Raw genomic sequence first — 19,535 nt, forward strand, 5'->3', positions numbered from 1 at the left:
TTCTCCGCCGACCCGGACAACGACTCACCAGTGTCGCTCATTCCCGGGGCTCCGTGCAGCAGGCGCCCGAGCCGTGGGCGGGATGCGGTCACCGGCCGGCGGGCTCCGTTCCGGCGGGGCGGTGGGAGGACGGCTCAGCCAGCGGGCAGGACGCGGTGCAGCACCACGGTGGCGCCCGGACAGGACGGTGTGACGAGGTATACGTCGAGGCTGTCGGGCCGGTCCGGAAGCGGGTAGACCAGGGCGGTCACCTCGGCGCCGCCGTAGCGGCCGCGGCCGACGGCGAGCGGGGTGCCGGAGATGCCGCCCGCGACGCCGTCCAGGCAGCTGGGGACGGCGGAGGACAGCCAGCTGCCGAGCGCGGGCGTCTGGGCCGCCTCCGGCTGCGCACCGGCCGCCGAGGGCATCTTGGGCGTGGTCTTCGCGGCGACCAACTGGTTGATCTGTGCCGCGAGTTGGTCGTCCTGGAAGACCGGGCCGCCCTCCCCGGCGGCGGCCGCCGGATGCTGGGCGTCGGCGCCCTGGGTGGCCGGTCCGCCGGTGGGACGGGCGACCGCGGTGGAGGCGGCCGTCGCCGCGGTGTCGTTCGCCCGGACGTGTGCCCCGTCCTGTCGCACGATCAGAGCGCCGCCGATCCCGAGGACGGCGATCAGGGCGGCGGCCCCCAGCACGAGCCGTCCGCGGCGGCGGCGCCCGGCCGGAGCGGGACGCCCGGGACCGCCGGGCCCCGGGGAGGCGGCAGTGGACGAACCGGGCCGGGTCCGGTCCGCCGGACGGCCGGGTGGGGCCGACGCCCCCCTGACGGGCCGGGCGGTGCGCTCGGCGGACGAGGCGGGGCCGAAGGGGCCGTCGGGCTCCGCCATCGGCGGTTCGGCCGGCTGTGCTCCGGTCAGTTGTGCTTCGGCCGGGCCGGGTTCGGCCGGTTGCGCGGCCGCCGGGCGCGGCTCTGCCACCGGGAGGCGCGCGGCCTCGGCGGCCAGGGCCGCGTCGATGCGCTCGGCGATGTCGGCGGGCAGCGGTGGCGCCTCCACCGCGCCCAGCAGGTCCCGGACCTCGGCGAAGGCCACGAAGCTGTCCGCGCAGTCCGGGCACTCGGCGAGGTGCCGGCGGAGGCCCGGGACCAGGTCCGGGTCGGCCAGGTCCTCGGCGAGGTCGGCGAGCAGCTCGGTGCCGGGGTGCGGGTCGGCGCCGTCGGCAGCGGTCCAGGAGGGGGTACCAGACGTCATCGCGAGGTCACATCTCCTTCCAGGACCTGTTCGGGCAGCTGGCGGCCCGCTGTTCTGACGGGGCCGGGGCGGGTCGGGTTCCCGCCCGGGCCGGACGGTGTTCCACGTGAAACAGCCGCCGGGGAGGCGGCGGGGCCCGGGTCGTCCTCGGCCGGGGCGGCTCTCAGGTGGCGGACCAGCGGCAGCAGTCTGGCGCGGCCGCGGGCGCAGCGGCTCTTGACCGTGCCCACCGGCACCCCGAGGAGTTCGGCGGCCTCGGCGACCGGGTAGCCCTGCATGTCCACCAGGACCAGTGCCGCGCGCTGGTCGACCGGGAGGGTGGCCAGCGAGGCGGTCACCTCGCGCTGGAGCTCCGCACGGACCACCGAGGTCTCGGCGGGTTCGGTGCTGCCGAGCAGGGTGTCCAGCCGCTGGGGTTCCTCGTCCAGGGACCCGGCCCGCCGCGCGGTGGCGCGGCGGGCACGGTCCAGGCAGGCGTTGACCACGATCCGGTGCAGCCAGGTGGTGACGGCGGACCGGCCCTGGAAGGTGTGCGCGGAGCGGAAGGCGGAGACCAGGGCGTCCTGGAGCGCGTCGGCGGCCTCCTCGCGGTCGCCGAGGGTGCGCAGCGCGACGGCCCAGAGCCGGTCCCGGTGACGGCGGACGAGGACCCCGAAGGCGTCCAGGTCGCCGGCACCGTGCCGCGCCAGCAGGTCGGCGTCGGAGGGCTCCTCGCTCATGTCTCCCCCCTCTGGTCCGGCGGCTTCATCGGGACGGGCTCCCGTGGCAGCTCAGCCGCTGACCTGGACCTCGGCGATCCGGCCCTGATACCGGCCATCCGTATCCTGGGGGAGGCTGGTCAGCCAGATCAAGAGGTACCGCGTGGTCAGTGGCTTCTGCGGCTTCAGGTCGACCGACACGCCCTGGCCCGAGTCCACGGGCTGGCCGAAGACGGAGTTGAGCGTGTCCTTGGCGACGGTCGGCGCGGTGGAGGTGTCCTTGGGCGCGGCTCGCAGCTCGACCTTGGTGCTGCCCACGAACTGGACGTGGACCGAGGTGACCCGCTGCGCGGAGCCGAGGTCGACCATCAGGCCGGTGCCCGGCTTGTAGGCGCCGCCGACGTTGTCGAAGTAGCCGGATGTCGGCCAGGAAGTGGACGGGTCGCCGTCGATGGCCTTGGGAAGCTCCGGCGTGTGCTCCGGGTCGCCGTACGGGTTGAACGACGTGACGCCCGTGATCCGGATCGGCTTGCCGCCGTCGTCGGCGCCGGCGGACGCCGTGGAGCCGCCTGCGGAGTTGCTCGGAGCGCTGCTGGGCGAGGTGCCGGCCGCGACGGTGCCGCGGTCCGTCTGGTGGTGCAGGGTGCTCACCAGCTGCCAGGAGCCGGTGCCGATGGCGGCCAGCGCGACCAGGGAGGCGGTCCACTTGGCGAAGGTGCGCAGCCCGCGGCGCTGGCGGGCCGGACGCGGCGGGATCCGTTCGGTGTCCAGCGGCCGGGCGTTGTTCGGCTGCCCGCCGTCCGGCCGGCCGGGGCGGTTCTGCGGCTGCGCCGGGCGCGGGTTGCCGTAGCGCGGGGTGAAGGCCGGTGGGGCGGGCGGCTCGGGCTGACGGATCCTGGGCATCAGCGCGATCGCCTTGGCCAGCTCCTCCGGGCTGGTGATCGGCTCCAGGTTGTGCGGCAGCGGCTCGCACAGCGCTCGGGTGGCCAGCTCGGCCAGGCCCTTGTGGACGCCGGCCTTGACCTGGTCCGGCGGTACGCAGCCGAGGCTCTTGGGCAGCCCCTGGAGGTCGTACCGGTCCTCCGGGAAGGGCCAGCGGTGGGTCAGCGCGGCGTACAGCAGGACGCCGATGGCGCGGGTGTCGGTGCGCTCGGCGTCCTCGCTGGTCAGGCCGCGCAGGGCGGCGTCCACGGCGATGCCGTTGATCCGGTACTGGCCGCTCTCGGTGCGCAGCACGCAGCGCGGGGTGAGCCGCAGGTGGGCCTGGCCGCGCCGGTGGGCGGCGGTGATGGCGTCGGTGACCTGGCGGACCATCTGGTACGCGTCGTACGGCTCCATCGGTCCGGCGGCGAGCAGCTTGGCCAGATCGGTGGCGTCGGGCAGCCACTCGCGGATGACGTAGACCAGCTCGCCCTCCTGCACCGCGTCCAGGACCTGGACGAAGCGCGGGTCGCCGAGCAGGGCGGCGGACTTGGCGGCGGCGAGCACGGCCTTGGCCCGCTGGTGCCCGGCGGCGAGCAGGTGGACGCCGACCGCGCGGCGGAGCTTCTCGTCGACCGCGCGCCAGCTGCTGAAGCTCTCGGACTGGCCGATGCACTCCTCCAGCCGGTAGCGGCCGGCGATCTTGTCGCCGCTGTGCCGGAGCGGGGCGGGGAGGGCGGCGGGGAGCTGACCGGTGCCGCCTGCGGCCGGGGTGGCGGTGGATTGGGCGCTGGCGGCGGGGGAGGGCGTGCCGCCGGGCTTCGGGGTGGACGCGGCGGCGGGCTTGGCGGACCCCTTCGCCGCCGATGCGGCGGCGGGCTTGGCGGACCCCTTTGCCGCCGATGCGGCGGCGGGCTTGGCGGACCCCTTCGCCGCCGATGCGGCGGCCTCGTTGATCTCGTCGGCCGTCTCCTTCGCGGCGGCGGCGAGCGCGGCGGCACCGGCTGCGAGCTCGGCGGCGATCTCGGCGGAGGACAGCGGCGCGGCGGACTCGCCGACCCCGGTGCTCTTGGCGGGCTCCGTCCGGCCGGATCCGGTGCCGGCCCCGGCGGGGCCGTCGCTCCTGGCGGCCTGGCCGTTCTTCGCGGGCCGGCCGGCCTCGGACCCCTTGGTGTCCCCGGTGCCCTTGGCGGTGCCGTCCAGGTCGCCTCCCGGCTGCTCGCCCGATGTGTCGCTCGGAATGTCGCCGAGTGCCATGGCCAGCGCCGCCTCGTCCGCGACGGACGTGTCGACGACCGCCTTGGTGCCATCAGCCACCGTGGTCCTGCCTCCCCTTGTATCGCCCGGTTAACGTCCCGGAAATCCGGCCGCCGGCCCGGCCCGTCGGGGGCTGAGTGGTGCCAGGACAATTGTGCCCACTCATCCTCCCCTGGTACGACCGCTGAGGGGACCCGGTGGTTGCCCGCCGGTGAACGGATGGCCCTTCGGGCCGGATGGCGGGCGTACCGGTTGACGTCAGGTCAGCGTCCGATCCGGCTCCGCACCATACCGATCATCGCGTTGAGCTCCTCGATCCGCATCCGCCTGGCCATCGCCGTGAACACCGTCAGCTGTGCCGCGGCGGCCACCACGAGGGTGAGTACGCTGCCCGGCCAGCCGTCCAGCACGCCGCGGAGCAGCAGGCTGATCGCGAACCCGACGACGGAGGCGGGGACGCTGGCGATGGCGAGCCGGACGTAGGTCTTGGCGATCCGGGGGGTGTCCAGGCCGCCGGTCCGGGACCTGAGCCTGGGCAGTGCCACCGCCACGCCGACGGCGTAGGAGGCGCCGTAGCCGAATGCCATCCCGGTGACCGCCAGCTGGGCCGGCAGCACAAGGTAGCAGAGCACCGCCGTGCCGGCCTGGCAGGCGGCCACCCAGACGGTGTTGGAGAACGGGGTGCGGGTGTCCTCGTAGGCGTAGAAGCCGCGCAGCAGGACGTACTGGACGGAGTACGGGATCAGGCCGAGCGCGAAGGCGGAGAGCATGTAGCCGACCGCGGTGCTGCCGTCGGCGGCCGAGCCGCCGTTGCCGACACCGTAGACGGCACCGCCGATCACCGGGCCGAGGGAGAGGAAGAGGAAGGCGGCGGGGACGATGGCCACCGCTGAGGTGCGCAGCCCGTACGAGAGGTCGTCGCGAACGGCGCCGGGGTCCTGGTCGGCGGCCGATCGGGAGAGCCGGGGGAGGACGGCGCTCATCACCGAGACGGTGATCACCGCCATCGGCAGCTGCCAGATCAGCAGGGCGTTGGAGTACGCGGCGAGGCCCGCGCCCAGGTAGCCCCTGGCCTCGGCGGCGCGCCCGGCCGCGGTGGCGAGCTGGGTGACCACCAGGTAGCCGGCCTGGTTGGCGAGGACGAACAGGAAGGTCCACTTGGCCAGCCGCGCGGCCTTGCCGAGGCCGTGGCCGCGCCAGTCGAAGCGGGGCCTGAAGCGGAAGCCGGAGGCTCGCAGGTACGGGATCATCGAGAGCGCCTGGACCGCGAGGCCGAGCAGGGTGCCCAGGCCGAGCAGCCGGACGCCCTCCGGGGTGACGCTCGCCGGGGTGACCTCGCTGTGCTGGAAGGTGCCGAAGACCCAGATGTACGCCCCGAAGGTGAAGATCACCACGATGTTGTTGAGGACCGGGGTCCACATCATCGCGCCGAACCGCCCGCGGGCGTTGAGGATCTGACCCATCACCACATGGACGCCCATGAAGAAGACGGTGGGCAGGCAGTAGCGGGCGAGGGCGACCGTGGTGTCGGCGCTGGCCTGGTCGCGCATCAGCGAATGGGAGATCAGCTGGACCAGCAGCGGGGCGCCCAGCACGGCCGCGAAGGCGACCCCGGCCAGCCCGGTCATCACCAGGGTGAGCAGCCGGTTGGCGTAGGCGGTGCCGCCGTCCTCGTCCTGCTTCATGCTGCGGACCAGCTGCGGCACGAAGACGGCGTTCAGCGCGCCGCCGCCGATCAGGATGTACAGCAGGGTGGGCAGGGTGTTGGCGGCGTTGTAGGAGTCGCCCATGGTGCCGACACCGATCGCGGCGGCGATCACCATGGTGCGCAGGAAACCGGTGACCCGGGAGACCAGGGTGCCGGCCGCCATGACCGCGCTGGAGCTCAGCAGACCGCCGGTCCGCCCGCCGCCCCCCGCGCCCGCGTCGTCGCTCTCGCCATCGCCGTCCGGTGCGGGGTCGGGTGCCGGTTCCCCTCCGGGTGCGGTGGGCGGCGCCTCGACGGTCTTCGGCCCGGGCTTCTTCGCCACCGCCACCTCGACCGCGACCGCGGCGGCTCCGGTTCCGGCTTCGACCGGGTCCTCGGCCGGTGTCTCGGCGGCGGACCGGAGCGCGGCCTCGGCCTCGGAGAGCGGCGGGTCGAACTCGATCGGCGGGACGAACGGCCGATCCTCGGCGGACCTTCCGCCGTTCCCGCCGCCCGTCTCGCTCAGCAGCGCGTCCACGCCGACGTACTCGGTGGTCTCGGTGTCCCAGGGGGAGCCCTGGCGGGCGGGTTCCGGCGCGCCCGGCTCGGTGCTGTCCGGGAGTTCGTCGAGGGCGGCCGAGGCCCAGCGCGGGGCGGGCGCGGTCAGGCTCGGTTCGGGCCGCTGAGTGGGCTGCGGCGGCAGCTGCGGGGCGGTCGCCTCGGACTCCTCGCCCTTCCGGGTCTCCTCGGTCGCACGCCGGACGCCGTACGGGTCCGGGTCGGCCGGGGTGCGGTACGGGTCGGCCGCGTACGGGTCCTGGGCGTAGGTGTCCGCCAGGTACCAGTCCGAGGTGTTCTGACCGGCGTCCGGGCGATCACCGCGGTCGGCGGGCTCCGGAGAGCCCGCCGACGGCGCAGTGGTGGCGCGGTCGTGCGCCTGGCTACGGCCCTGGCCTTGTGCTCGCGCCTCGCTCCGCTCGCTCATGCCACCTCATCGCTGGTCGGGGTGGTCGCCCGGGTGGGCGTCCGTCAGGGACCAACCTTCTCATCACCCGAGGCCCGATTCCGGGCATCTTCGGTCGACTCCGGCTTTGCGTCGGCATCCTTGGCCGCCTCCGCCGTTCCGGCCGGCTGTGCGGCCTTCTCCGCTTCTGCCGGCTGGACGTCCGCACCCGTGTCCCCGGCCGACCGAGCGTCCGCGTCCGTCTCCTCGTCCCGGCCGGTGGCCGCCGCACCGTCCTCGGCGGAGTCGGCAGGCTCGGTGGGGTCAGCGGGTTCGGCCGAACCCTCGGTGCCGCCCTCGGTGCCGCCCTCGGCGGCCCGCTTCTTGCGCTGCAGGTAGAAGCGGATCCCGCCGAGCAGGATCAGCACCACACCGCCGCTGATCGCGTACAGCACGCCCGAGGTCACGTTCTTGACATCGACCTCGAAGGTCATCGGCGGGCCGTACGGCTGCGGGTCGGCCCCGGTGGTCCACAGCTGCGCGGTCATCTGCACCGTGCGGTTGGCCTGTGCCACGGCCGGGAAGCGGAGGGTCCGGCTGGTGGTGGCTTCCAGGACCACGTTCTCCGGCGGGCCGACGTTGAGGCGGTTCACCTGGCCGGAGATCAGTCGCAGCTGGAGGTTGCCGACGGCCTGGTTGAGGTCGTTCTTGACGCTGACCAGCAGCGTTCCGTTGTTGCCTGCCAGGGTGACGACCCGCTTCGGCAGGACCTTGACCGCCGAGACCAGGTTGTTGAGGTAGTCCTGGGCGCCGTTGCGGTACGCCTGGCCGTCGTCGGGCCGGTCACGCCACCCGGTGGACATCGAGCGGACCATGGCGGCGTTGAACGGGCCGCGCACCCGCTGCGGCTGGGTGCAGATCGTCAGCAGCTGGTCGAGGCCGCCCTCCATGCCCATGGTCTTCTCGAGCGCGCTGCCGGGCAGCTCGGAGTCGTGGAGCTTGCCCGGGTAGTCACCGGGGGACTGGACGCTGGTGTTGGCACCGGGGTCGGGGGTGGCGGTGGCCACCGTGCTGAGCTTGACCTGGCTGATCCAGTTGCCCTTCTGGGCCGCGGTGATCGCGTCCGAGAGGGCGGTGGCGGTGCCCACCGTGAGGTTGCGCGGCGGCATCACCAGCAGGTTGCGCTGGGTCTCCGGCTGCTGCTGGGTGATCGTCATGGTCTCGGCCAGGAACCGCTGGGTGGCCGAGGTCCTGGCCTGGGCGGTGGCCAGGTCGGTGTCGAACAGCTGCGAGAGGGTGTGGTCGGCGACCACGGCGGTCTGGCCGTCGCCGATCTGGCGGGCAGCGTTCGGGGTGTAGTTGAGCGAGTCGGACAGGTCGTCGCCGTCGACCAGGAGGAGGTTGTCCCCGGCGGTCTTGGTGACGTCGACGATCTGGCGGTCCAGCCGGCCCTGGTAGGGCCAGGCGACATCGGTCCGGATGTCCGTCGCCAGGCGCCCCTCCGCGGTGACCTGCCCGGCCGCGCCCGCCTTGCGCAGGGTGGTGTCCATGCCGCCGAGCTGTGCGCCGTTGTGGGCGATCGAGGCGATGTCGGGGTCGGCGTAGGGGAGGGCGACGACCTCGTCGCCGCCGGTGGTCACGGCCTGACGGAGCTTGGCCAGCCAGGCGGTGGCGGCAGCCCGGCCGGTGCCGGGGACGGTGTTGTCCTCCTTGGCCGTCTCGCCCGCGGTACCCGGCTTCTGCACCCGGTACGGCTTGGTCATCGCGTACACGGTGTCCAGCAGGTCGGGGTCGACGACCCAGGTCAGACCGGGCAGCTTCTCACCGATGTCGACCAGCTTGTACAGCCGTCCACCGGCGGCCAGCTCGGTGGCCAGGTTGTCGTCGCGCAGCACCGGCGTCTGGTCGCTGTCGGGCATGGTCTGCGCGACCAGCTCGGGGGCGTGGGTCAGCGGCCACAGGGTGGCGATCTGGGTGGGCTTGCCGCTCTGGTCCGCGTTGTACGGCAGGAAGGTGCGGGCGATGCCCAGTGCGTGCGACCGGCTCTGGTCGGCGGTGCCGCCCCAGGCGTCCACCGCGAGCTCGTACACCCCGCCCTTGGAGATCTTCAGGTCGGAGGGGTTCACCTGGAGCGTGAAGGAGCGGGTCTGGCCGGGGGGCACGTCGCCCATGTCCGCGGTCGGGGAGCCCAGGTCGACCCCGTCCTGACCGGTGGGCTCGGTGCGGTCGGCGACCCGCGCGATGTCGCTCCTGGTGCCCAGCGGCCGGCCGGTCTGCGAGGCCCGGATACCGGCATGGATCTTCTTCAGCGCGGAGTCGCCGGAGTTGGTGACACGCCCGGTGACCAGGATGGCGTCGTTCTGCCCGACCACGGTGGGGGTGACCGTGTCGATCGCCACGTTCGCCGGGTAGTCCGGGGAGGACGCGGTCGGGGTGAGGGCGGGGCGCCCGGCGACGGCGATCGCGGCCGGTGCGGTGCTCAGCAGGGCCGCCCCGCTCGCCAGCAGCGCGGCGAGGCGCTTGGCCGTCCGTCCGCCGCTTCCGTAAGCCCTCAGCCCTGAGTGCCGTGCCGGCTCACTCACGCGCTTCGCCCTCGCCGTTCTCGATCGGTCGCGATCAGTGGTTCTGGAAAGTCACTGCTGTCACTGCATGAATAGGTACCGCAGAAATGGCCGTACGGTTCCCGCCGCGGACCGTTTCGGACCCGGTCTCTCCGGTCCCTGGCAGGCTCGTGGTCTCGCCCGCGTCACGCCGGGCGGGCCCGTGGCCCGTACCGTTCCCCCCGCATGGTAACGACGCCGCCGCGTGCCCAGTGCTGCGGGCCGGTGGCTGCGCGGGGGAAAAGCCGGCCGTGTGCGGGGCCGCCGGGAAAGCAACAGGCGGCGGGCCGGGCCGGACACGTACCCTTGTGAGCCGTGTCCACTGCCAATGAGCCCAGCACCAATCATTCCAGCACCGCCGCCTCCGGCTCGCTCCCAGGACTGACCGAGGCCCAGACCCTCGGCCTTCAGGAGCTGCTGCGGGTCTCCCCGGTGGCCGACGAGATCGCCCGCCGCTTCCAGGCGGCCGGCCACCGGCTGGCCCTGGTCGGCGGTTCGGTGCGCGACGCCCTGCTCGGCCGGCTCGGCAACGACCTGGACTTCACCACGGACGCCAGGCCCGAGCAGGTGCTCAAGCTGGTGCGCGGCTGGGCGGACGCCGTCTGGGACGTCGGTATCGCCTTCGGCACCGTCGGCGCCCGCAAGGACACCCCGGCGGGCTCCTTCCAGATCGAGATCACCACGTACCGCTCGGAGTCCTACGACCGTTCCTCGCGCAAGCCCGAGGTCAGCTACGGCGACACCATCGAGGAGGACCTGGTCCGGCGGGACTTCACCGTCAACGCGATGGCCGTGGACCTTCCCGGGCGCGGCTTCGTCGACCCGCACCACGGCCTGGAGGACCTGGAAGCCCGGGTGCTGCGCACCCCGGCGACCCCCGAGGAGTCCTTCTCCGACGACCCGCTGCGGATGATGCGGGCCGCCCGCTTCGCCGCCCAGCTGGACTTCACCCCGGCCCCCGAGGTGGTCGCGGCGATGACCGCGATGGCCGAGCGGATCGCGATCGTCTCCGCCGAGCGGGTGCAGGGCGAGCTCAACAAGCTGCTGCTGTCCGATCACCCGGTCAAGGGCCTGCGGCTACTGGTCGACACCGGGCTGGCCGACCAGGTGCTGCCCGAGCTGCCCGCGCTGCGCCTGGAGCGCGACGAGCACCACCGGCACAAGGACGTCTACGAGCACTCGCTGACCGTCCTGGAGCAGGCCATCGCGCTGGAGACCGACGGCCCCGACCTGACGCTGCGGCTCGCCGCGCTGCTGCACGACATCGGCAAGCCGCGTACCCGCCGCTTCGAGTCGGACGGCCGGGTGTCCTTCCACCACCACGAGTTGGTCGGCGCCAAGATGACCCGCAGGCGGATGCGCGAGCTCAAGTACTCCAAGGAGCTGACCGAGGACGTCGCCCGGCTGGTCGAGCTGCACCTGCGCTTCCACGGCTACGGCAGCGGGGAGTGGACGGACTCCGCGGTCCGCCGGTACGTCACCGACGGCGGCCCGCTGCTCGAGCGCCTGCACAAGCTGACCCGCTCCGACTGCACCACCCGCAACAAGAAGAAGGCCGCCGCGCTGTCACGCACCTACGACTCCCTGGAGGAGCGGATCGTGCAGCTCAAGGCCAAGGAGGAGCTGGACGCCATCCGCCCGGCCCTGGACGGCAACCAGATCATGGAGATCCTGGGGCTGAAGCCGGGCCCGCAGGTCGGCAAGGCCTACAAGCACATGTTGGAGCTGCGCCTGGAGCACGGCCCGATGGACCACGACAGCGCGGTCGCGGCGCTCAAGGAGTGGTGGGCCGCACAGGGCTGACGTTTCGCCAGTAGATCGTCAGGTGGTCCGGCGGCCGGGGTGTTCGGAAGATCCCGGCCGCCGGGCGGCCGCCGGGCCCGGGGCGGTCGAGGCGTCCGGTCCGGTACGAGCCGGGGGCAGCGGCGGAACGGGTGCGCGCCTGGCGGCCCGGGCGTACCCCGCGGCGGTGAGCGCGTAGACCAGGGCGGTGCCGGCCACGACGGCCACCGAGCGGCCGTCCAGCGGCAGGACCAGCGCGGTCACCCCGGCGGCGGCGACGAAGGCCGCGTTGAAGAGGACGTCGTAGAGCGCGAACACCCGGCCGCGGAACTCGTCCTCGACGGACTCCTGCACCAGCGTGTCGGCGCAGATCTTGATGCTCTGGGTGATGACGCCCAGCAGCAGGGCGGCCGCCATGCTCGGACCGACGGCGAACCACAGTCCCAGCGCGGGCACGAAGACTGCCGCCGAGGCCGCGCAGGTCGTCAGCCAGCCGGCCAGCCCGAGCCGGCGGGTGCACCAGGGACTGATCAGGGCGGCCAGGAAGAAGCCCAGTGCCGAGGCGGCCACCGCCGTGCCGAGGGTGGCCATCCCGGCGGCGCTGTCGCCGGGATCGTTGAAGGAGTACCGGGAGAGCATCAGCACGGTCACCACCAGGATCCCGTAGCAGAACCGGGAAACCGTGACGACGGCCAGCGCGCCCACGGCCGGACGGCAGTCGTGGACCAGGTGCCGCACGCCGTCGGCCAGTTCGCTGGCCGCCAGGCCGAGGGCCCGGTGCAGCGCCGGGCGGTCCGGTTGCGGGTCGGGGCCGAGCAGTCCGCGGGGGATCCGCCGGGCGGCCAGCGCGGCGCTCAGATAGAGCAGCGCGGCCAGGGTCACCAGGGTGGCGTCGGCCCGCGGGCCCGGCGGCAGTATCTGGTGGACCGCGAAACCGATGCCGCCGCCGCAGGCAGCGGCGATCGTGCCCGCGGTGGGCGAGAGCGAGTTGGCGGTGACCAGTTGCCCGGGGGCGACCACCCGGGGGAGGGCGGCCGAGAGTCCGGCCAGGATGAACCGGTTGAGCGCGGTCACCAGCAGCGCGGCGGCGAGGAACAGCCACTCGGGCGCCCTGGCCAGCAGCAGTGCGCCGGTGATCAGCCCGAGTCCGCAGCGGGCCAGGTTGCCCAGGTAGAGCACCTGCCGCCGGCGCCAGCGGTCCAGCATCACCCCGGCGAAGGGGCCGATCACCGAGAACGGGAGCAGTAGCACCGCGAGTACCGAGGCGATGTCGGCCGGGCTGGACTGCCGCTCCGGGGAGAAGATCACGTACGAGGCCAGGGAGACCTGGAACACGCCGTCGGAGAGCTGCGAGAGCACCCGGGCGGTCAGCAGGCGGCGGAAGTCGCGGCCGCGGAGCAGCCCGCCCAGGGAGGTTCGGGACGAGAGACGGGCGCGGTCGAGTGAGGTGCTTCCGTTCTCCGTGAGAGCCACCAGCCCAGAGTGCCACGTCGGACACTCCGGTTTCACGTGAAACCTCGGCGCGGTTTCACGTGAAACCTGCCTCCGGAGACGGCCGAAGGGCCCCGGCCGGAAAGCCGGGGCCCTTCAAAGGAGGTCAGGGTTTCAGCGCTCGGGGTTTCAGCGCTCGACCTCGCCGCGGATGAACTTCTCGACGTTCTCGCGGGCCTCGTCGTCGAAGTACTGAACCGGCGGGGACTTCATGAAGTAGGAGGAGGCCGACAGGATCGGGCCGCCGATGCCGCGGTCCTTGGCGATCTTCGCCGCACGCACCGCGTCGATGATGACACCGGCGGAGTTCGGGGAGTCCCAGACCTCGAGCTTGTACTCCAGGTTCAGCGGGACGTCACCGAAGGCGCGGCCCTCGAGGCGGACGTAGGCCCACTTGCGGTCGTCCAGCCAGGCGACGTAGTCGGACGGGCCGATGTGGACGTTCTTGGCGCCCAGGTCACGGTCCTTGATCTGGGAGGTGACGGCCTGGGTCTTGGAGATCTTCTTGGACTCCAGGCGCTCGCGCTCGAGCATGTTCTTGAAGTCCATGTTGCCGCCGACGTTCAGCTGCATGGTGCGCTCGAGGATGACACCGCGGTCCTCGAAGAGCTTCGCCATCACGCGGTGCGTGATGGTGGCGCCGACCTGCGACTTGATGTCGTCACCGACGATCGGGACGCCGGCCTCGGTGAACTTGTCCGCCCACTCCTTGGTGCCGGCGATGAACACCGGGAGGGCGTTCACGAAGGCGACCTTGGCGTCGATGGCGCACTGGGCGTAGAACTTGGCGGCCGCCTCGGAGCCCACCGGCAGGTAGCAGACCAGGACGTCGACCTTGGCGTCCTTCAGGACCTGGACGACGTCGACCGGAGCCTCGTCGGACTCCTCGATGGTCTCCAGGTAGTACTTGCCGAGGCCGTCGAGGGTGTGGCCGCGCTGGACGGTGACACCGGTCGGCGGCACGTCGCAGATCTTGATGGTGTTGTTCTCGCTGTTGCCGATGGCGTCGGCCAGGTCGAAGCCGACCTTCTTGGCGTCGACGTCGAACGCGGCGACGAACTCCACGTCACGGACGTGGTAGTCGCCGAACTGCACGTGCATCAGCCCGGGGACCTTGCCGGCCGGGTCGGCGTCCTTGTAGTACTCGACACCCTGCACCAGCGACGCGGCGCAGTTACCGACGCCCACGATGGCTACGCGAACCGAACCCATTCCGGTTGCTCCCTGTGATCTCATGAGTTCCGCCGGAAAACCGACGGTTCTCGTATTTCATCTCTGTATGACTGGATGACGGGCGCACGCTGCGCCCACACCTGCCGTCCGCCCTGGTCTGCTGTGACACCGGGCATCGGCGGTCAGCGCTCCCTGTCGGAGCGCCCCGGGCGGTCGTGCGGTGGCCTCGGCGGGTCCGAGGACCCGGCCTCCTGGCCACGGCCGTCCGAAGTCCGTGGATCTCCCGCACCGGTGCGCCCGGTCCGGGTGGCCCGCTCGGTCTCGATCAGCTCGTTGAGCCAGCGGACCTCCCGTTCTACCGATTCGAGACCGTGTCGCTGGAGTTCCAGCGTGTAGTCGTCGAACCGGTCGCGGGTACGGGCGATCGAGCTGCGCATCCGCTCCAGCCGCTCCTCCAGCCGACTGCGCCGCCCCTCCAGTACGCGCATGCGCACCGCGCGGTCGGTCTGGCCGAAGAACGCGAAGCGCACACCGAAGTGCTCGTCCTCCCAGGCGTCCGGGCCCGAGTCGGCCAGCAGCTCCTCGAAGCGCTGCTTGCCGTCGGCGGAGAGCCGGTAGACGATCTTCGATCGCTTGCCGTTGAGCGCGGTCGCCGGGACGTACTCGACGTCCGGGTTGTCCTCGACCAGGAAACCCTGGGCGACCAGGCTCTTCAGGCAGGGGTAGAGCGTGCCGTAGGAGAAGGCGCGGAACGACCCGAGCAGCACGTTGAGCCGCTTGCGCAGCTCGTAGCCGTGCATCGGGGCGTCATGGAGCAGACCCAGGACGGCGAACTCCAGCACCCCGGAGCGTCTGCTCATGCCGTCCTGCCTCCCTTCCCGCGCTGCACTCCGACCGTTGTGCCGGATCGATGTGTCGGTCCGATGTATCGGCTCGATATATCGAGAGAACAGTAGACCTGGGTCACGGAACGGGCAAGGGGGGCACGGGTGAACGTGATCACAGGATTCCGAATGGCCTTCAGAAAACCTTCAGGAAGGCCCCGGTCAAGCTTCAGGAAGGACGCGTTGGCAACGGGCATGTAATGATCTGGCGGCATTTTGCGGCTTTTGTTACTTAATGCCCGATTAGTGGCTGTTTACAGGTGCGTACGCTGTCGCGTGTGCACGAGGACCACCTCCGGGGTGTAGGGCGGTTTCGGGCATCGGAAGTGAACCCTGCCCTCAGGTCCGAAGCGGCCTGACCGAGGAGTTGCTGAAAGATGAGCGATCACCGGCGTAGGCCCAACCCGGGCGGTGAACAGCCTCCGGGCGGTCGGGCGGCTGGTCAGCGTCCGTCCGGCTATGGCCCCCCAGATGGTGCGCCTTCGCGTAGCCGGCCCACCGGGATGCGCGAGACTGCCCAGCAGCCTCGGCTGACCAGGGCCGAAATGCGCAAGCAGTCCCAGAAGAGCGGAGCCCCGAGCGGACCGCCAGCCGGGCCCGGCGGCGGCCGGGGAGGTGGCAATGGCGGCGGCAAGGGACCGGGCAAGAAGCGGTTCATCGACTACCCCCGGTACGGCAAGTCCGGGATCCGTCGCTGGCTGCCGTCCTGGAAGCTGATCCTGACGACGTTCCTGATCTTCTTCGGCAGCGGGGTGGCCGCGGTCGGCGTCGCGTACGCGATGACGCCGATCCCCAAGCTCAATGACCTGTTGAAGGAACAGAACAACATCTACTACTGGGCCGATGGCAGTGAGATGACCCGCAAGGGCGCTACCAACCGCCAGGTGGTCCCGCTCGACAACATCAGTGAGCCCGCGCAGAAGGCAGTGGTCGCCGCCGAGAACGAGACCTTCTGGAACGATCACGGCATCGACCCCAAGGGCATCGCCCGCGCCGTCTACAAGATGGCCACGGGCGGTTCGACCCAGGGTGGCTCGACCATCTCCCAGCAGTACGTGAAGAACGCTTACCTGAACCAGGACCAGACGGTCAGCCGTAAGTTCAAGGAGATCTTCATCACGCTGAAGATCAACCAGCAGAAGTCGAAGCAGGACATCCTCGAGGGCTACCTGAACACCAGCTGGTTCGGACGCGGCGCCACCGGTATCCAGGCCGCCGCGCAGGCGTACTACGGAGTGGACGCCAAGGACATCAACATCTGCCAGGGCGCGATGCTGGCGGGTCTGCTCAAGGGTGCGACGTACTACGACCCGACGGTCAGCGACTCCAACCGCAAGAACATGCAGGAGCGTTGGAACTACGTCCTGAGCCGGATGGTCGTCACCAAGGCGATCACCCAGGCGGACCGGGACAAGTGCGGCGCCACCTTCCCGGAGCCGATCAAGAAGAAGGCCCCGGCCAACATGAACGGCGAGGTCAGCTACCTGGTCGACCTCGCCGACAAGTACCTGGCGGCCAAGGACCCGACGATCACCCAGGCCTCCATCGACAAGGGCGGCTACCTGATCTACACCACCTTCCAGAAGGACAAGGTGGCGGAGCTGAAGAAGGCCGTCGACGACGTCAAGTCGGAGAACCTCCACCCGGACACGTCGGACAAGGACAAGTACGTCCAGGTCGGCGCGGCCTCGGTGGTCCCCGGTGACGGCGCGATCGTGGCGATCTACGGCGGCGACGGCGTGGAGAACGGCCACTACACCGACAACGCCGACACCGTCGGCATCCCGGTCGGTTCGACCTTCAAGCCCTTCGTCCTGGCGACCGCCATGCAGACCGGCGTGCTCACCAAGACCGGGAGCGACGGCAATCCGGTCAAGATCAGCATCAACAGCCTCTACAACGCCAACAACATGAGCCAGATCTACAAGGCGGACGGCTCGCCCGCGATCGGTGACCACGGCGAGCTCTACCACCAGAAGAACGACGACGACAACATGCCCGGGGCCGTCACGCTGAAGACGGCGATGCAGTACTCCTACAACGTGCCGTTCGTGCAGCTCGGCCAGGACGTCGGCGGCAGCAACGTCGAGAAGATGGCCATCAACCTGGGCCTGCGCAAGGACTCTCTGGCGCCGAACACCTCGCTCACCTACCCGCTGGGCACCTCGACCCCGAGTGCGATCCGGATGGCCTCCGCGTACTCGGTGTTCGCCGCCCGGGGGCAGCAGGTCGAGCCGTACTCGGTGACCAAGGTGCTCTACCAGGGTGTGGAGAAGCCGGCCTTCAACCGTCCGAAGAACGCCACCAAGACGGTGCTGGAGCAGCCCATCGCGGACAACATCACCGACGTCCTGCAGAACGTGGCGGAGAACGGTACCGGTAAGAAGGGGACCAAGGACCTGGGCCGCCCGGTGGCCGGCAAGACCGGTACCACCGACGCCGGCACCTCGGCCTGGTGGGTCGGCTACACCCCGCAGCTGGCCACCTCGGTCGGTATGTGGCGCGAGGAGCCGGGCAAGCCGGGTCTGCTCTCGTTGGTCGGTACGGCCGGTCAGACCACCATCCACGGTGGTGACTTCCCGACCGAGATCTTCACCCGCTACATGAAGGTGGCGCTGGCCGACCAGAAGGCGCTGGACTTCCCGACCTCGGACATCACCGGTACGGAGGTCGACTCCAAGCAGGCGCCGCCGCCGAGCCCCTCGGCTGCCCCGTCGGCCAGCGCATCGGCCAGTGCGTCGGCCAGCGCCAGCAGCGCGCCGAGCCCGTCGACCAGCTCGTCTCGCACGTCGGAGCCGAGCAACTCGCCGGCGCCGACGGAGAGCTGCTTCTTCGGGCCGCTCTGCAGCTCGCCCTCGCCATCGCGAAGCAAGCCGCCCCGCCCGGGCAAGTCCACCCCGCCGCCGAACCCCAGCTCCAGCCCGACCGACGCCGGAGCAGGGAACCAGGTAGCGGGCAACTGACCCGGAACGACATAGGACCTGTGGCGGTCGACCGAGGAGATGGTTCCCCGGTCGGCCGCCACAGTCTTGTCTCTGCATGGACTCTGAAGGCTCCGGCTTAGCCCGATGTTGGGCATGAGACTCGTTGGTGGATCTCCGCCTGTGCCCCGGAGCGAACTGCTCCGATCCACGCGAACCGCGCGCAGGACATCACGCTGTGACGAAGCGTCAGCTCTTCCAGATCATCCGTCAGTTGCCTTGCGCGCCACTTGCGGTGTGGCAGTCACTAGGAGATGATCATGGTCGGTGGGGTCGGTGACTCGCTGTGTCCATACGGTCCCGGAGCCAAAGATTCGAAACAGAAAGGAACGCGTATGCGCGTTCGCAACAAGCTTGTTGCCGCAGCTACCGTCGCTGTGGCATTCGGTGGCGTCTTCCTGAGTGCGGGTTCGGCCTCAGCCAGCGGTGGTGGCAGCTGCGGTGGTAACGACGCGTGTCTCTACTACTACCAGGGTCTCAAGGGTGGCTCCTTCGGCGACCCGAGTGTTGACACCTACCAGTACAACAGCAACTACCTCTTCGATGGTTGCAACAACGGCTCCTGCGGTGGCGATGGCAAATACGTACGGAACGCTGCTGCCTCCGTCTGGAACGTCAATCCCACGAACACGGTGCGAATCTACTACAGCCCGGACCAGAGTGGCCCTTACCAGGACATCGCCCCGAGGGCCTGGGCTAACCTGAATGACACGCTGCGTAACCAGAACGCATCTCAGGACTGGCACGGGTGAGTTGAGCTTCTCAGGTGCTCTGCCGAGATATCTCGGCAGAGCACCGGTGCTTGACGCTGTGATATAGGGGTATGAACTTTGGAAATAGATCGTCGTGTTGGTCTTCGTGCACCCCTGCTGACTGCCGTATTGATGACTGCCAGTCTTGTTACTGTGGGATGCTCGCAGCAATCACGGAATCCGGCGGTTGCTAATTCGCCTGTGCCGACTCCGGCGGTCGGTGAGATCCCGTCGTTGACAAACACGGTCGATAAATCACTTCCAATTGAAGCCTTTCTCCTCAGTTCTGTTCAGAGCAGGCAGTTGGAGATTGCCAGGAATCTGCTGATCAAGCAATGTATGAAGCGCTCGGGATATGACTACACTCCGCCGCTTCCACCTCAATCCGCTGTGCGCGGCCAGGCGACCCACAGGTACGATGTCGCCGATGCTGCTAACGGATATCATCCAGCGGGGCCAAGCTCAAATGAGAAGATGACCTCGGAGCCAGCTCTTTCGTCAGATGAGCAGAAAGCTCTGGGGATTGATCCAAGTTCGAATGAGGGTCCCGCATCTACTGCCAGCGGGCCCCCGGTTCGTGCTGGTGGCTGTATGAGGGAAGCGTATAAGAAGCTGGCCGCTGAGGGTGGAATAATTCAGGACTCGGAGTTGGCTGTCAATATCAATTTCGACAGCTATAAGGCCTCCATGGCTGACGCTAGGCTGAAGGAAGTTTTCCAGAAGTGGTCAGGCTGCATGAAGGGGAAGGGATTCTCCTATGCGACTCCAGGCGATGCCGTGCGAGATAAGCGTTGGTTGGCGCCCAAGGCTTCATCTGAGGAAATTTCCACCGCGACGGCAGATTCCGCTTGCCGACAGCAAGTCAACGTTATTGGAACCTGGTTCGCAGTGGAGTCGGCCTACGAGTCTCAGGCCATCCAGGCAAATCTCCAGCGACTAATCAAGGTCAAGCAGGGGATCGAAATCGCTTCCAGGAACGCATCCGCGATTATCTCTGCGAGTGGCTCTCCGGAGTCATGAGAATTCGATAGGAAAGTCTGGGGCAGATCTCTGGATAGCCGCCGTTGCCGGGCCGATCCAGCGCGGTTCCGCGGCCGAGGCGCCTCGTGGGCTCAGGGCTGGTGCGGCATCATGTCCGCC

Annotated in this window: 12 protein-coding genes; 4 read left to right on the forward strand and 8 right to left on the reverse strand. The window is 70.1% G+C overall.

What is annotated here, in order from left to right; genetic code table 11:
- Positions 1-134: 134 nt before the first annotated feature.
- From ACWDAK_RS18750 to ACWDAK_RS18770, 5 genes are all read right to left on the reverse strand, one after another.
- Positions 135-1,226: a hypothetical protein gene (locus ACWDAK_RS18750; protein WP_427393921.1), complete on the reverse strand. Its 1,092-nt coding sequence runs from the start codon at positions 1,224-1,226 to the stop codon at positions 135-137.
- Positions 1,223-1,945 (reverse strand): RNA polymerase sigma factor SigM, encoded by a 723-nt coding sequence (gene sigM / locus ACWDAK_RS18755; RefSeq protein ID WP_427393922.1) that lies wholly within the window; start codon positions 1,943-1,945, stop codon positions 1,223-1,225. The genes ACWDAK_RS18750 and sigM overlap by 4 nt, the downstream gene beginning before the upstream one ends.
- A 51-nt stretch (positions 1,946-1,996) precedes the next feature.
- Positions 1,997-4,162: a protein kinase family protein gene (locus ACWDAK_RS18760; protein WP_427393923.1), complete on the reverse strand. Its 2,166-nt coding sequence runs from the start codon at positions 4,160-4,162 to the stop codon at positions 1,997-1,999.
- A gap of 203 nt (positions 4,163-4,365) precedes the next feature.
- Positions 4,366-6,774: a murein biosynthesis integral membrane protein MurJ gene (murJ, locus tag ACWDAK_RS18765; RefSeq protein ID WP_427393924.1), complete on the reverse strand. Its 2,409-nt coding sequence runs from the start codon at positions 6,772-6,774 to the stop codon at positions 4,366-4,368.
- A gap of 44 nt (positions 6,775-6,818) precedes the next feature.
- A complete protein-coding gene (locus ACWDAK_RS18770) occupies positions 6,819-9,314 on the reverse strand; it encodes a DUF6049 family protein (RefSeq protein WP_427393925.1) in 2,496 nt (831 codons plus the stop codon).
- A gap of 399 nt (positions 9,315-9,713) precedes the next feature.
- Here ACWDAK_RS18770 and ACWDAK_RS18775 point away from each other — a divergent pair, with 399 nt between their 5' ends.
- On the forward strand, positions 9,714-11,135 hold the full coding sequence (locus ACWDAK_RS18775; protein ID WP_427393940.1) for a CCA tRNA nucleotidyltransferase: 1,422 nt from the start codon (positions 9,714-9,716) through the stop codon (positions 11,133-11,135).
- 18 nt (positions 11,136-11,153) lie between these two features.
- Here ACWDAK_RS18775 and ACWDAK_RS18780 read toward each other — a convergent pair whose 3' ends face one another.
- The 3 genes from ACWDAK_RS18780 to ACWDAK_RS18790 form a co-directional block, all read right to left on the reverse strand.
- Entirely contained in the window at positions 11,154-12,587 is a 1,434-nt protein-coding gene (locus tag ACWDAK_RS18780) for an MFS transporter (protein ID WP_425557778.1), read from the reverse strand.
- Positions 12,588-12,734: 147 nt separating this feature from the next.
- Positions 12,735-13,817: an inositol-3-phosphate synthase gene (locus ACWDAK_RS18785; protein WP_344639023.1), complete on the reverse strand. Its 1,083-nt coding sequence runs from the start codon at positions 13,815-13,817 to the stop codon at positions 12,735-12,737.
- A 143-nt stretch (positions 13,818-13,960) separates the two neighbouring features.
- Positions 13,961-14,638: a PadR family transcriptional regulator gene (locus tag ACWDAK_RS18790; protein WP_344639024.1), complete on the reverse strand. Its 678-nt coding sequence runs from the start codon at positions 14,636-14,638 to the stop codon at positions 13,961-13,963.
- 527 nt (positions 14,639-15,165) lie between these two features.
- Here ACWDAK_RS18790 and ACWDAK_RS18795 point away from each other — a divergent pair.
- From ACWDAK_RS18795 to ACWDAK_RS18805, 3 genes are all read left to right on the forward strand, one after another.
- A complete protein-coding gene (locus tag ACWDAK_RS18795; RefSeq protein WP_427393926.1) occupies positions 15,166-17,625 on the forward strand; it encodes a transglycosylase domain-containing protein in 2,460 nt (819 codons plus the stop codon).
- 353 nt (positions 17,626-17,978) lie between these two features.
- On the forward strand, positions 17,979-18,395 hold the full coding sequence (locus tag ACWDAK_RS18800; RefSeq protein WP_427393927.1) for a hypothetical protein: 417 nt from the start codon (positions 17,979-17,981) through the stop codon (positions 18,393-18,395).
- 234 nt (positions 18,396-18,629) lie between these two features.
- A complete protein-coding gene (locus ACWDAK_RS18805) occupies positions 18,630-19,415 on the forward strand; it encodes a hypothetical protein (protein ID WP_449806482.1) in 786 nt (261 codons plus the stop codon).
- Positions 19,416-19,535 lie beyond the last annotated feature (120 nt).

This window comes from Kitasatospora sp. NPDC001175, from assembly GCF_053598215.1.

Excerpts from the sequence above, each read along its gene's own strand:
- ACWDAK_RS18790 (WP_344639024.1), bottom strand. The coding sequence starts at position 14,638 with ATGAGCAGACGCTCCGGGGTGCTGGAGTTCGCCGTCCTGGGTCTGCTC.
- sigM (WP_427393922.1), bottom strand. The coding sequence starts at position 1,945 with ATGAGCGAGGAGCCCTCCGACGCCGACCTGCTGGCGCGGCACGGTGCC.
- ACWDAK_RS18750 (WP_427393921.1), bottom strand. The coding sequence starts at position 1,226 with ATGACGTCTGGTACCCCCTCCTGGACCGCTGCCGACGGCGCCGACCCG.
- murJ (WP_427393924.1), bottom strand. The coding sequence starts at position 6,774 with ATGAGCGAGCGGAGCGAGGCGCGAGCACAAGGCCAGGGCCGTAGCCAG.
- ACWDAK_RS18800 (WP_427393927.1), top strand. The coding sequence starts at position 17,979 with ATGCGCGTTCGCAACAAGCTTGTTGCCGCAGCTACCGTCGCTGTGGCA.
- ACWDAK_RS18795 (WP_427393926.1), top strand. The coding sequence starts at position 15,166 with ATGCGCGAGACTGCCCAGCAGCCTCGGCTGACCAGGGCCGAAATGCGC.
- ACWDAK_RS18785 (WP_344639023.1), bottom strand. The coding sequence starts at position 13,817 with ATGGGTTCGGTTCGCGTAGCCATCGTGGGCGTCGGTAACTGCGCCGCG.